7 protein-coding genes are annotated in these 14,860 nt (G+C 60.7%); 3 read left to right on the top strand and 4 right to left on the bottom strand.

Features of this window, described 5'->3' with window-relative positions:
• The 3 genes from VGG64_16025 to VGG64_16015 form a co-directional block, all read right to left on the bottom strand.
• Nucleotides 1–3,290: protein kinase (locus VGG64_16025; GenBank protein HEY1601111.1), on the bottom strand; the 3,290-nt coding region annotated here is incomplete at its 3' end.
• A 41-nt stretch (nucleotides 3,291–3,331) separates the two neighbouring features.
• On the bottom strand, nucleotides 3,332–3,958 hold the full coding sequence (locus VGG64_16020) for an ECF-type sigma factor (protein ID HEY1601110.1): 627 nt from the start codon (nucleotides 3,956–3,958) through the stop codon (nucleotides 3,332–3,334).
• Between the two features lie 359 nt (nucleotides 3,959–4,317).
• On the bottom strand, nucleotides 4,318–8,889 hold the full coding sequence (locus tag VGG64_16015) for a LamG-like jellyroll fold domain-containing protein (GenBank protein ID HEY1601109.1): 4,572 nt from the start codon (nucleotides 8,887–8,889) through the stop codon (nucleotides 4,318–4,320).
• 503 nt (nucleotides 8,890–9,392) lie between these two features.
• Here VGG64_16015 and VGG64_16010 point away from each other — a divergent pair.
• Nucleotides 9,393–12,215, top strand: a complete 2,823-nt coding sequence (locus VGG64_16010) for a hypothetical protein (protein ID HEY1601108.1) — start codon at nucleotides 9,393–9,395, stop codon at nucleotides 12,213–12,215.
• Nucleotides 12,216–12,445: 230 nt separating this feature from the next.
• Here VGG64_16010 and VGG64_16005 read toward each other — a convergent pair whose 3' ends face one another.
• On the bottom strand, nucleotides 12,446–12,943 hold the full coding sequence (locus VGG64_16005; protein ID HEY1601107.1) for a hypothetical protein: 498 nt from the start codon (nucleotides 12,941–12,943) through the stop codon (nucleotides 12,446–12,448).
• Nucleotides 12,944–13,193: 250 nt separating this feature from the next.
• Here VGG64_16005 and VGG64_16000 point away from each other — a divergent pair, with 250 nt between their 5' ends.
• Both VGG64_16000 and VGG64_15995 read left to right on the top strand, forming a co-directional pair.
• Nucleotides 13,194–13,490, top strand: coding sequence for a hypothetical protein (locus VGG64_16000; GenBank protein ID HEY1601106.1), 297 nt, complete (start codon nucleotides 13,194–13,196; stop codon nucleotides 13,488–13,490).
• A 231-nt stretch (nucleotides 13,491–13,721) separates the two neighbouring features.
• Nucleotides 13,722–14,819: a twin-arginine translocation signal domain-containing protein gene (locus VGG64_15995; protein HEY1601105.1), complete on the top strand. Its 1,098-nt coding sequence runs from the start codon at nucleotides 13,722–13,724 to the stop codon at nucleotides 14,817–14,819.
• The last annotated feature ends 41 nt before the right edge of the window (nucleotides 14,820–14,860 follow it).

Below are 14,860 nucleotides of genomic sequence, written 5' to 3'. Positions count from 1 at the left end.
AAAGGGGACAAGCAAACCACGACCACATCGTCGAAAGTAACTGTGGTCGAGGAATTAGCCGGTCGCGGCCCTTGCATGATCAGCGCAAACCTTTCATCCTCGTCGAAATATAGTCCCAAACGCTTAGTCTCGTCGGAATCTCCGTCGTCGCGCGCGATCGGCAACTCACCGATGAACGAAAAATCCTTGAGTTGCCAAAATTGAAGGCTGCTTACGGTACGAACGGACAAAACCGTCTTGGGTTTGGACGATTCCGACGAGAACACCGGCGCCCCATCAATTTCCTTAACGATGTCGTGACTAAGTACGTCGACGAGCAACGTCTTTTCGCTGCTTCCGGTGCCTTGCTTATATATGAGAAGCCGGTTGTCGGCCGTCGCACGTACGAATTCAGCATCGCTGGGCATCGCCAGAGTCGCTTCGGCGCCATCCTCGGAACGAAGGACGCGGACGCGTTCCCGTATGCGGCCATCCTCACGGAGCGCCTTCGAGATTAGCACAATGGCCTGACCCTGGTCGCCGGCGTAGGCACACAGCGAGTAAAACGCGAATGCAAACGAACTCTCCGTCCTGTGCGTCCATTCCGATGCCGTTCCGACGGGGGTACGCCATTTTTCCACCCCCTGCGCGTCGAGGCAGACCACGGCGCCGTCGGTAAGGCCCACGCTCACGCCATTCGACTGTGCAGAGTCGACGGTTGTAATTCCAGTGCCTGTATTCAATTGCTGGACCGGAATCTCTGGCAGATCAGACGCCCAGCGAAGAAACCTTATCTCCTGCGAATACTGAAGTGCCGAAGAATCGCCCTCGTAAATGTAAACTCCCCCATCGTAGGGAATGATCCCAGCGTTATTGGAACCTGAGAATCGCGAAACGGCCGGTACGGATATCGTGCGACGAATGGATGTGTTGGCATCAAAAAATCCAACGATCCTGGGCGCGCTGAGACCGAAAGCGTGAGTTGCGAGGAAGAACAATCGATCCCCAACGAAATCGCAATCGACAAATGAACCATTGGTGGGCAAAGTCCAGAGCAAACCGCGAGGCGCATTGGCGACGTTCTTGGCGTGAAGAAATAGCTGGTTTTCTTCCGTCGTGGCGACGAAACGGTCATTCACACTCCTCAGCGCGACACCGTCGGATTCTTCAGTCTGCCGCAATAGGGAGGAGGGCGTCTGCCACGACAGCCGCTTGGGGTTTTTAAGCGGTGCAGCGACCGGTTGCTCTGGAAGCGTGTACTCCCAAACGTGCCCTGCTCCGACGCACAGGTGCGATTCGTCGCTGAATGCGAAAGGAAGGGGAGAATTCGCCGCACCGCCTGGCGCGCGCGCCAGCATCTTTCCGCTCTGATCGAGAATGATAATGTCGACAATCTTGGCGTCCGGTACGGATCGCCGCATGGCAATCTTTGTCCCACATGGGGATACCGCGATACGATCAACCCCACTGAACCCGGGCGTGCTATACGTAAATGTCCCTTCTTGCACCAGACCGGCACAGAGCAGCCATTTTGCCGCTATACGATCGAGGCGCGGCGATTGATTGAGCCAGCGGGCTTCGTATTCGTCGATCTCGCCCTCCTGGGAAACCGACGTAGCGTCTGAAACGGGGGACGCCTCGCGACGAAGCTGAGCGGCGCTACGAATCGCGGCGAGCGCCTCGGTTTTGGCCTGCGGCCCCGACTTCCACAGATACTCTGCCTTGGCAATCAGCTCGTCGACCGATTGCACCAGCGTGCGCCGCGTCAGCGCCAAGGCCTTGTCTCGTTCGCGGGCCGCTTCCTGTTGGGCCTGTTTCTCGCGATCGGCGCTGGCCAGCGCTTCGGCGGTCTTTTGAATCGCCAGGGCCCGTTGTTCTTCGGCTTTGTTCCGCTCGACTTCGGCGATCAACTTGGCGTCGTGCTCTTTGGCTCGTTGTACGGATTCGGCAGCCCGGGCGAGCTCGGCCCGTCGTTCGGCGCGCGTGGCCCGGACGGCTTGCCAGCTACTGACCGCCGTGGCCAAGATCATGGCGATCATCAGCGCGCTGGCGGTCACGATCGCGGTGCGGTTGCGGCGCGCGAACTTGCGGAAGCGGTACAACGACGAAGGCGGCCCGGCCTCGACAGGCTGATTGAGCAAGTAGCGCCGTAAATCCGCAGCCAGCCCGGTGGCCGTCTCGTAGCGGCGTGTGCGATCTTTTTCCAGCGCCTTCATCACGATCCAATCGAGATCGCCCTGCATCAATTGGCTCAATCGGTTGGGATCGGCCTGGCGATGCGCGGCCACCACGGTCCGCTTTTGGCCCAGCGTGCTGATCCGCTGGCTGGGGCGCGGCGGTACTTGCTCGCGAATGATGCGGCGGATCTCGTCATAGGCCGCATCGCGCAGCGACTTGCGATCGAACGGTGTGGTGCCGGTCAGCAATTCATAAAGAAGCACCCCCAGCGAATAAATATCGGTGCGGGTGTCCACGTCCAGGCTGGTCATTTCTGCCTGTTCGGGGCTCATGTACAGCGGCGTACCGACCATTTGGGCAAAATTCGTGAACAGCGTTTTGTCGGTCAACTGCTGGTTGGTCGCCTTGGCGACGCCAAAGTCGATGATCTTCGGCACCGCGCGGCCGTCGTTCATGGTCACCAACACGTTCGACGGCTTGATATCGCGGTGGATGATCCCCTTTTGATGCGCGTGCTGCACGGCATGGCAGACTTGCCCGAAAAGTTCCAGCCGCTCGTGCAGCGGTAGATTGTTTTGGTCGCAGTATTCCGTGATGGGCACGCCGCGAACCAATTCCATCACGAAGTACGACCGGCCCGAGTCGGCTGTACCCGCGTCGAGCACCCGGGCGATATTGGGATGATCCATCAGTGCCAAGGCCTGCCGCTCGGCCTCGAAGCGGGCAATCACTTGCCGGGTGTCCAAGCCAGGCTTGATGACCTTGAGCGCGACCCGACGACGAATCGGCGTCTGCTGATCGGCCATGTACACCACGCCCATGCCCCCTTCACCAATCTGCTCGAGCAGCTTGTAAGGGCCGACAAAAGTGCCCACCAGGTCGTCAGCCGCAGGCGCGGTACGACCGGGCGGCTGCCCGTCTTCGGGCCGATCCACGGTCGGCAGCAGCTCGGCCGGAGAACCTTCCAGAAATCCGCCGGCCTTGGCGTGCGCTTCCAACAGGCGCTCGACGCTGCGACGCAGCTGCGGAGCGTCACGGCAGGCCTCGTCCAAATAGGCGGCACGTTCGGCAGGCCCGGCCTTGGTCAGGGCGGCAAAGAAAATGCTTTCGACGTTATCAGGTGGTTCGGTCATGCGATTGTTTGGTGCGATGCCGTTTTCTGTGCCTGGTACTACTACGACTTATCTTCGCTGGTCGCGGCCTTGCCTGCCGCTTTACCTGGCGCCGGCGGTTCAGGCCGATCGGAATCGCTCAGCTCGGCGTACAGCCAACTGCGGGAATAGGTCCAATAGCGTTCCACGGTAGCCAGCGAAATCTGCAGCACTTCCGCCACCTGGTTCATGCTCAGCCCGGCGAAGTAACGTAGCTTTACAACCTCGGCCTTGGCCGGCGCGAGTTGGGCCAATCGCGTTAGAGCCTCGTCGAGAGCCAGCAGGTCTGTCGCTGGCGCCATCTCGGCCAACGATAGCACCGCGTCCAGATTGACGCGGGCCCGATCACCGCCATGCTTCACGGCCTTGCGCCGGCGCGCCTTATCGACCAGGATGCGCCGCATGGCTTCGGCCGCGGCGGCAAAGAAATGACCGCGTCCGTGCCATACTTGCGGATTTGCTCCGCCCAGCAGACGCAAATACGCCTCGTGAACCAGGCCGGTAGCGTCGAGCGTTTGACCCGCCTTTTCCCGGCCGAGGTGGCGCGCGGCGAGCCGCCGCAATTCCTGATACACCAGGGGTAGCAATTGCTCGGCGGCCACCGGATCGCCTTGATCGACTTGCATCAGCAGCCGAGTGACATCGGTCATGGGACCGCACCGCAAGTGGAATGGGCGAAGGTGGATGCGTGGCGATTGTAACCTGCGGATCGCGCCACCGCGATGTCCGGGCCGTCGCTCTGACTGGCCCGCAGGACGGCATATCCCGACGAAACGCACGCTCTCGGACTTCCGGCCCGCAGGTCGCTCTAATTGCTCCCTATTGTTAATGCGAAACTTGGGCCCCCGGCCCCTCACACGTGAGGAAGAAAATTCCTGATACCGCCGTCCGCAACGTGATGCACCGCAGTCACGGGTTGCTCCCACATTGTCGCGTCACAAGATTCTGGCGCGCCAATCCAGCGCGCACCCAGCGCACCAACAAACACCCCTCAGGCCGTGCGATCTTTTCAGAACGGATATTGCAAGCCGCTGCCGCCGTTGTAAAGCAGATTCCGTTCGGTCGCAGTCAGCGCTTTTTGCGCATATCCTACGGCCGCCACGGTGCCGATCCAGCCGCTGCCATTCGCGGCGCTGCCGCCGACATTGAACGGCGCGTCGCCGGTATTGATCGCACCTCCCAAGGTCTGCGATACGATCGCCCCCTGATCGACTTGCAGCATGATCTTCTTTGCCACCGCGTCATGCCAAGCGAGCACGAAGTGCAGCCGGCCGTCGGCCGCAAGCGAGATGCCGGGCGTAAAGGCATACTTCTTGCCGACGCGGGCTTGAAAGTAGATTCGTCCCGAAGGCTTCGGCAGCGCGTAGATTGCCCATTCGCAACTATTGGGGTTGTTGTGAACGTCCCCTCCTTTGACGAACAAATATCGCGACGTCTCGAATTCATCGAGCCGCACCCAGCCCCACACGGAAAAGCTGCCCCGGGCACGGAACGCAGCATCCGGACTACTGAGAAATCCGTTGCCAGTGGGAGCGAATTGCACGGCGCTGCCGAGCGGGCTGTGCGGATCGGATTCAATCGGACCGTGATTCTCGGTCAGGTCGCGTTTGTGCCCCGTTGCATCATGGCGCGTCCCTTCGGGCTCCTGCATCGGCCAGAACGCCACGACCGATTTGTCGAGCGCCGCCAACGGACTAAACCACTGTGACGGCGACATCGAGATATATCGCTCGGTGCCTCCCAGCCGTAACGTGGGCAAAGTCAATGGTGAGCGGGGAGAATACTCTTCCAAGCCCTTGGCCAGCTTCAGTATTTTGCCCGCCTGCGAATCAGGAATCGGAATGTCGACGGTCGTCGTGTGGCCGATGTCGTAATCGAAGCTACCCAGCTTGTGGCGATCCAGATCCAATACGGCCACCGGCTGCACCAGGTGGCTACGCTCTTTGGTCGTGGTCAAAGTCAACGTCTTGTGCCCCGGTCGCATGCGAAAGTGGAATTCGGCGGGGCCAAATGTCGCATCCAGCGGCAAGTCGCCCAAGCCTGGCAATTCGACCACCAGTCCGGGCGTGTCGCTGGAGGCGTACGTGCGAAATATCTGGCTCTCTCCCTGAATATGAATCCGATAGGCACCGGCCGCGCTACGCGGGGAAAGTGTCAACGAAGCCTCGCTCAGGGTATCGCAGGCGACGAGCATCAACGGCCCCTTGCCCCCCTCCAGGCTAAGTGGTTTGGCGCCCGCCGCGCCCTCGGCGTGACTGCGATGTATTGTCAGTGACGTGGCTGTCCCGGTTTTCAGCACATGCGCGTAGTAGGTTGTGTCGGCCACGAGCGCCACCGGAAGCTTGCCCGTCGTCGTGATGCGCACCGGTTGGCCGCTGCCCAGGTTGGTGCGAGTAGTGATCGTCATGATCGTCCCCGCGACTTGTGCCGGGTAGCTGATATCCTTGCTCAGCAAGATTGTGTTCGAAGCGCCGCTTGGGTCCAGGATCACGGCCTGCACTCGGCCGGGTACCTCGACGGGCGTGAGATTGGCGTCCTTGAAGATCAACCGCACCTTGCCGGCGGTGGCCGCTTTCTTTTGGGCCCACACGGTGAGCTGCGAAACCCAGGTCGGCCCGTCGATCGGTCGCGAAGCCACCAGCGGCATGTTGCCCGGCCAATCGATCGTGGGAAATCCCGCGTCGGCCATCGTGCCCAGCAGCATCAGTGCATCGCGTACGAAGGCGGGGGCCAGAATTCCTTCGATCACGTCGTAACCCGGCAGCAACCCCGCCGACTGTACCGTGCGGCACTGCCGCAACACGCGATCGACCGGATACTGCAAATACCGTTTGTCGGCGGATTTCTTGTACGCTGCGACATGGGCCACCAGGCTGCTCCGCGCCCGCCCAAACCGGCTAGGAGCAGGCCAGCTGCAGCGGAAATTCGGGGCATCGTAATTGCTGGTCTGCGAGACGGCGAAGTCGTCCACCGTTTGCGCGACCGCGGTCAATAAAGCAGACTCGCCGCTGTGCCGGTGGGCGTACAAGAACGCTTCGTAGAAGAAACCCCAGAAGTTGTTATTGGGGAACAGTCGCGTGCCGTTGCCGTTGGTTTCGCCACTTGTGGCTTGCGCATTCATGGCCAGCTCCAACCAATTGCGGCCGGCCTGGTAAAAACGCTCGTCCCCCGTGAATTCGTAATAGACGAACTTAGGTTGCGCGGCGCCGTACTGTTCTCGGCTCGTTCTGGCTGCTACGTAACCGCTCAGATTGCCCGGGTCGCCGTAATTGGCATCGCGCCGCTCGGTACATTTCGTGTCGAGTACGACGCGGGCCACCTCGTAACCGGTCATCAACCAGCAGAGCAACAAATACGAGGGATGGTCGGCATACAAATCGCCATACGGCGTAGGCCAGCCCCATTGCAGGGTAGCGTAATGATGCGTGCGCCCCGCGATCCGCACGTACGTGTTATTGCCTCCACTGACCTTTTGCGAATGGGCAATCGTATCGACGTCCATCATGTGCCGCGCGTTATGGATTCCCTCCTCCAGAAAGTGCCGTCGGCCCGTCCGATACCACTGCCACCAGAACAAGTCGCAGCAGTTGTAACCGCCGTTGTCCCAGGTGCGCACGGCGCCATCGCGAAATAGGCGCAGGTCGCCGAAGTTCCATTCGTCGAAATCCGCGTGCGCGTTGTCGCGCGCGGTCAGGTAATGCAGCATGTGCTCGAGCGCCGCCTCGACAAAGTCGTACGAAGCGGGGCTCTGGCTGCGGGCGCGAATACCCAGGACGTAATCCGTCGCACAGGCATGTTCCGGCGCTGGGCAGCAGGCGACCGGCCGCTGGACCAGGTCATTGATCAAGCGATTCTGCGCCACGCTCTGCGTGGGCCATAACCAGATCTCGTGCGTTTTCGAGATGCCGACCGGATTGGCTTCGCCGGAAAACGCCAGCCACTCTTTGGGGTAACCATGCTCCTTGAAACTCGGCAACACGCGGTCTTCTTCGGCCAGCGACATCGGCAGCCCGCCCCACAGCTTGATCGTGAGCGAAGTCTCGTCGATGTGCAGCGCCTTGGGAACTTGCTGGGCAAGTCCTTTCACCGCCACTGCCAGTCCCGCGCCGTTGGCGAATTGCGCTTCGGCCCAGCCCGCCAGATTGTGTTCCTTCGTCGCGTTACCGTGCCCCGGCGTCAGCGAGGTATTACCGTGAGCGGCTTGCCAGGCGGTCACGCTCTGCACGGATTTCAGGTCGTAGGCCGCCGGGCTGACGGCGCCAGCGACATCGATCGCGGTATGCGTTGCCGGCGCCGCAAGATCGAACTTCATGCCCCAATCGGCCAGCACCGGCTGCTGCGCTTGCAAGTAATGCCGCCCACCATACGTGACACCATCATGGGCGTAGACGCCTTGGTCCAGAAACTTGATCGCGGCGGCGCCGCTCTTGGCGTCGGCCTCGCTGCGGTGCAGCGTCAGGCTGGTGTCGCTTTTAACGTGTACGTAGTATGTTGCCTCGCGATCGAGCGGTGGTCCTTCCACTTTGGGCAGCACGACCACGGCCGCGCCGGCCTTGGATGTATTGTCGTAGAACTGGATGGCCCCTTTCGCGTTGACGTCGCTATGCGAATACGCCCACTTGACCTGGTCGCCCGTCGACCAGCCGTGCGAGACATACCCGGCCGTGCCGGCGCGATCGGCGAACAGGCTTTTGGTGGCTAGCTCGCTCATGGTCGGGTCGATCGACACGTACAACGTCAGATTCTCGGTCCAGATCAACTTGTTATAGATGCGGACAAACGGCAAGCCGGCGAACGCGTGCAGCCACACCGAATAGCGCAGCTTGGGCGTGCCATGCGCGGTGCGATACCAACCGTCGTAGCGCAGCACGGCGCGCAACGGGCCCGACTTTTCCACCGTCACGCCGTCTACGACATGCTTGCCCTCGTAAAGATTTCCCTGCACGTCCTTCCAATACAGCGAACTAGAGCGCAGCAGGGCTTTGTCCGCCACGGCGAACGAGTCGAACAGGTTGAAGCTGGTCTTGCTGCAGGTAAACGAAATCGCGCCGGTGTCGACCTTAAAGTGTGTTCCACTGTCGGTTACCGTCACAGCCGGAGTGGGGGCCGGGTTGCCCTTAGCCGGATCAACCTGAGCAGCGTGCAACGTCGCGGCCGGCCGGGCGTGGCCCCCCAGCGTGGTCTGGAAATCGCAGTGAACCCAGGAGATGCTCTTGGTCCCGGTGCGCCAATCGAGTGCCCGCGTAAACTGGCTGGGCGTAGCGGCGTCCCCCGTCGAGATCGACAAGCCATCGATGCTCGTTAGTGCGCCGTTGGCAAACGGCACGCCGACCGTGACAGGCCAAGAGGTCGATCCGGCCGGCCGATCGCCAGGCTCATCGAACTGAAGCGGCACCGGCGCCAAACCCGGCTCGGCCGCAGCGGCGGCGCCCGCCTGCCGTGCCGCGGTCAACAGTTCCCACCCGCCGAGCGTGCCCAGCGCGCCAATCTTCAGCAGGTCGCGCCGCGTTACCTCGGCGCTGGGCGCCGCGGTGCGATCATGATCGCGCGACGGTGTGCGTGGCTCGTTAGGTTCGACCACGGTATGCTTCTCTCTGGTTCGACGACATGGTTCGCGGGCGGCCCTGGCCGGACGAGGAGCGGCGCGCGTTACGCTGCGCCGCTTCTATCTTGACCCAAACCGGTCAACTTCGCCATGACCGCGGCGCGCCGACGTGCGAGGATCAACATCGCAGGCAAGCCGCGGCGCAGGAAGATTACTTTCCAGTTAACCGAACTTCATAGCGTGCCCGATAGCGTCAAGCGAGACGCCGTGTATTACGGCAACAGGCTGCGCGGCGCCAGGGAGGCCAATGCCCCGTGTTGCGCTCGGGCTTTCAGTCACGCCTCCTCCTCGAATCGCCAAGCGCGCGGGGAGGATCGTACCAGTTCCGACGGTTGCAGCGACATTGCCCCGCCCGGTCCGACGGCGCGACGGTAGCGTGCTAACTTTGTAACGAACGAAGCGCGCAAGTGGAGGTCGCAGCGATTCGGCACAAGCCGGGGCGGACCTTTCGTCAGCACGTGTCGGGGAGCGCCAGCGCAATGAGTAACCAGGGCTTCTTCCGCGGGGGCAATCCCCTCCGCACCATCGGCCGCCAGCTGAGCCAAGGCGCCGCCGCGCGCCGCAAGCGAGCGGGCGTCCAGCCGCCGACGCTCGAAACGCTGGAAGAGCGCCTGCTCATGACCGGCAGCACCACTCCGATCACTTTCAGCATTCCGCAAGATGTGGTCAACCTGGGCATCTATGCCGAAGTGTCCGGCACACTCTCGGGCACCACGAACTACATCAACAACGCCGGCGTATCGCTCGCGCCGGGCACCGTGGTTTACTTCAATCAGGCAATCAACGATTACGCGGCAGCCACGAGCTCGACCAATCTTGTCTTTTCGCTCTCAGGCACTTCACCGTCGATAGCTATTCCCAACGTCGACATCAAGGGGGGACAGATCGTCATTGGCGTCGGCAGTCCTCCGAACGTGACCTACAATGCCACCGGAATCGCGACCCCCACGGCAAATACGAATCCCTACAATTATTTCGGCCTGGTCGAGTACGCCTACGCCGGAGGAAATCTGGACGTCGATTTGTCCGAAGTCGATCAGACCGGTTTCCCAATATGGATTGCCACCGACCCTGTGGCCGCCAATCCCGCCAACGACGGCGTCGGCATCGCCCTGAACCGCGGTGACACATTCAGCCAATACAGCCAATACATCAGTACGCTCACCGCCGCGGAACAATCGCTGTTCGACCAGACGATCACTGCAGGGAACGGATATCGCATCATTTCTCCGTCAGACTTGTTTCCGAACCCCGATTACCCCGTGGCTGGCTCGCCGTCGTATTCCAGCGGCGGCACCTTGAGTACGAGCACAACCTATTACTACTGGATCACGGCCACGAACGGCGCGGGTCGTGAGACGACGGCCAGCAACGTCACCGTGGCCACCCCCTACCAACTGTCCGTCAACGGACAGAACTACTCGCAAGCCACGGTGCAACTCACCTGGGCCCCGTTCCCCGAGGCAACCGGTTACAACATCTACCGCAGCACGACGGATAACGTTTCCACAGCGCGATTTGTCGGCAACTCGGCATCAACAACGTTTAGCGATCCTGGCAATGCCACGTCTGCGCAGGCGCCCCCAACGTCCAGCTACACGTTCAATCCCTTGAGCTCGTATTTCACGACCGAGATCGATGATTTTTTCCAGTACTACACCGCGGGGCCGCCGACAGCCACGTCCGGTCACACTTTCACCCTGACCCGCGACAGCTACAACTTCACCGGCAATACGCAAAGTTACTGGGATTCCACCACGAGTACTTGGGACACCGTGCTAGTGCTGACGGCCCCGGGCTTGGGCGGACAGTACCTGATCTACGAACCATACTTTTCCACCAACACCGGCAATGCCGCACTCCCCCCTGCTCCCACGTGGATGCCGCATCCTGATCAATCGCCGGGCGAGATGATCTTCGCCGCCGATGGGGTGTTCAACACCGGGGGAGGAATTCCGGGAGTCACCGCGCAACCAGGCCTGACTCTTGCACAAGAATCGATCTTGTCGGACCTCGAAAACTCGATCGATTCGGCTTTCAATCGTGGCATCGCCAACAATTTCGCCATCACCCCCAATAATTGGGCCGACGAACCGTTGCTGCAATCGGCCACGGCCACTACGGGCGGCCACCTGGCCACCGACACGACATACTATTACGTCATCTCGGCCGTCAACGAGGACGGCACCCAATCGACCGCCAGCATCGAGCGCAAGGCCAAAACATCGGACCTGGCGACAGACGACCTAAGCATCACACTGGCCATGCCGCAAAGTACGGCTTACGCCTACAACGTCTTCCGCAGCACCACACAGGGAAGCGGCTACGAATTGATCACCCGCGTGATCAACACGGGCGGAACCGTAACGAGCATCACCGATCACGGCGCGGCCTACGTCAACCCCATGCAGGTCCCCTTCACGTATTACGCGCCGGGTTCTTTATCGAACTGGTATTCGGCCGCCCTGCACCAGAATTGGAGTAACAATCCGACGTCCGGTATCAGCATCAACAGTCTGGCCTACGGCTTCCCTTATGACGACCAAGGGGGGCAGTCAACCAATGTCAATTCCAATTTCAATTCAGTGACCATCAACATCGGAGATTGGACCGGCAGTCCCACGCCCACGCCCGACCCGTCGACCAATCTGGCTAAATACATCAAGATTCTCACCCAGCCGACCAACGGTGCGGTGAACGCCAGCAACTCTGTGCAGTTCGAAATACTCAACGAACAGCAGCAAGTCGCTTTAAGCGCCACCACGGTGACCATCAAATTTTTCGGTGCGCAATCAGGGACGTTTACGGCCACGACCAACGCCGCCACGGGAATTGGTACCTACACATTTACTAATTCCACCGCTGGGCAGGATATGCTGCAGTTGCAGTTGCCCACCGGCGGCACCACCACGACCCTGCCGTTCACGGTTACGTCGGGATACACCTCCACATCGACCGGCTGGGGATTGCTCAGCACTGCCCCGCAAGCCTCGGTGCAAGTATTGGGGGCCAACGCGCTACCGGCGACCGATGTCCCCAACGGCGCGTCGACAGCCGCCTTCGCCACGACAGCCGTACCCTGGGCATTGATCGATGGTGGTGTGAACGCGCTCGACGGAGTGACCCGTTCCGAATCGTTGGAAACGAGCGCCTTGGGCATCTTCGCCCGCTTGGCGCGGGCCGGCCACAACGTGCAGCCCGAGCTTCTGCCCGAGGCCAACGGAAATGGCAATTCGCCCACGTCCCAAGCGACACCCGGCGAGGACGAAGTCACGCCCCGCTGGATCGTGATGGACCGGTAATTAGACGCGGGCGTCCATACACGCCAACCACGCCTTCGATGCCGCGACGCTTGCGCGCGATCGTGTATCACGCGAACACAGCGGCAGCAGCCACGCCCATCGGCGCATCCAATCACTCGCCAAGCCGTCTCCTCTCGATCGTCTCTGCGTAATCTGCGGACGGCACTCTTATCAAATCAAGCAAGACGACAGAAGCTGCTCCGCGGTCCTGTCGTCCGGCAACGTCGGCGTCATCGCTTCGCTCGATTCAGGGCGATTAGCTCATTCCCAAGCCGCCATTTATACACAAGACATGCGACCAAGCCGCCGATGACCAGGCCGCTCGTCGCACCTGTGGCAGCGTCGGCTAACAGCTGCTCAAGTCCGCCACCGGACATCCAAAACGTTCCGGGCGGGGTGTGCTCAGTGCTTTGTAGCAAGCTGAGTAAACCGCAATACAGAGCGCTTGAAAAAACAGCCACGACGATACTGATGACAACGGCAGCTCTCCGGCTCGAAAGACGCTCGACAATCAAAGTAGCCCAGAGCAAAGCCAAAAGCGGCGTGACCAATGGCCCGCCAACGTACGGGCTGAAACGAATCACCGCCAGGTAGACGCATATCAATGCGACATGCACCAACATCTGGCGCACCGACCATTGAAGTGGGCGATGCGATCCGTCTGCCTTTGCACTACTTGCATTCATTGTTTCTGACATAGCAATTATCGACTGTGCCAGCTTTTTCAACGGAGTTCGACCGAGTCACTCCATGCAGTCGTCGGGCCGGTTCCTGGAATTCCTGCAATGATTTTGATTCCTGCAACCATCCAGTCACCAACGTTCCGTGTCATGGAGAAAACGTGCGCGAAACCAGCGGTTGTGCTACTTGCGGGCCTTCAACGCGAAGTTCTTCGTCGGCGACAATCTCCCATGCGGCACGTTTCTGCGAAGCCTGCTTCCAGCGCTGCGGACATAGACGTTGATTGTACATTTAGTCATGCCAAGCAGCGATTTTATTTGCGCGGCGGCAATGACTTTATCCAGTGACGCGTTTCGGCCGGGTATAATCTGGGGCATGAGGATTCCGCGCGGTTTTTATCACGTGCTTTTGTTGACGGTGCTTCTCGCACTGCATTGGTTTGGCAATCAGATTCCACGGCGCATCTTGGTCCTCATACTGATGGCGAATCTGGCGTTTTTGATGTGTGCATCACTCTCTCGCGGCATCAAGCTGCTCGCCGGCAGAGGGATGCCAACGGCAGAATTCGCAGATGAGGCAGACAGAACCTACTGAAGCCGGTTCGCCTGACGGACGGCCAAACGATGGCATCTTGTCGACGGCAAAGCTTTCGCCACGGTCTGGCTCTGTGTATTCTCTCAAGTGTCCCTCCCCTGTCGGCCCGTGACGCAAGGCAATTACCACGTGCGGGCCGCGAACGGCAGTGGCTCGGCATTAGGCCGAGGTCGCAGGAAGGGCACGCATTCATTCACACCCTGAAAACGCATCGCCCCCATAGGTAGCCTTATGTCGCATCACTCGCGCCGGACGGTTTCGCGTCGACAGTTTCTTGCCACAACCGCGGCGGCCTCGGCCGGCGTGGCCTTGGCACCCACCGTGCTCACGGCCAAGAAGACCGATAGCCCCCTGATCGTTGGCGAAGGGGAACATCGTTACGAGGTGCAGCACGATTGGCCGCAACTGCCCGAACAATTCACCTGGCAAACGACGCATAACGTGGCCGTCGACAGCTCGGGCTGCTTGTACGTGATTCACGAAGGGAAGCGCGAGCTCACGGATCATCCCGCGATCTTCGTGTTCGATCCCGACGGCAAATACATCCGCTCGTTCGGCAAGCAATTTCAAGGGGGCGGCCACGGCATCGAGATTCGCAACGATGGCGGGCAAGAATTCCTCTACGTCTGCGCGTATCAGCACCTGAAGACCTTCGCCAAGCTCGATCTGAAGGGCGAGACCGTCTGGCAGCAGTACGCACCGATGCAGTCGGGCGTGTACGCGGCCGAAGAAGACACCAAGCCCACGGCCCAATGGGGGCGCGACCGGTTCCTGCCGACCAATTTCGCCTTTCTCGACGACGGCGGATTCTTGTTGGCCGACGGATACGGCGCCTTCTATATCCATCGCTACGATAAAGACGCCAAGTGGCAATCCTGCTTCGGTGGCCCCGGCACCGGCGAAGGCAAGTTCAACACGCCGCACGGTCTGTGGGTCGATCGCCGCGCCGGGCGCGAGCCTTCGATCGTCGTGTGCGATCGGGCGAATAACACCCTGCAATACTTCTCGATGGACGGTAAGTATCTGCAGACGCTCACCGGGTACGGCCTGCCCGCCAATGCCGAGACGTGGCAAAACTTGCTCGTCATTCCCGAGCTACATGCCCGGATCACGCTGCTGAACGAGAAGAACGAAGTCGTCGCGCGCCTGGGAGACGATGCGGCGCGAATCACGGCCAAAGACGGCATGAAGATCCGCGGCGACCGTGCAGCCTGGCAAGACGGCAAGTTCGTTCATCCCCACGATGCCTGCTTCGGCAAGGACGGCAGCATCTTCGTAGCCGAATGGGTTGCCACCGGACGCGTGTCGCGCCTCAAGCGATTGGCATAGCGTACGGCTGAACGACCGGCCAAAGAGCTTGCAGCCGAGGG

The sequence above is a fragment of the Pirellulales bacterium genome, from assembly GCA_036490175.1.
Taxonomy (GTDB): Bacteria; Planctomycetota; Planctomycetia; order Pirellulales; family JACPPG01; genus JACPPG01.
The sequence above is the reverse complement of the archived record's forward strand: the minus strand, read 5'-3'. Positions and strand labels throughout refer to the sequence as shown.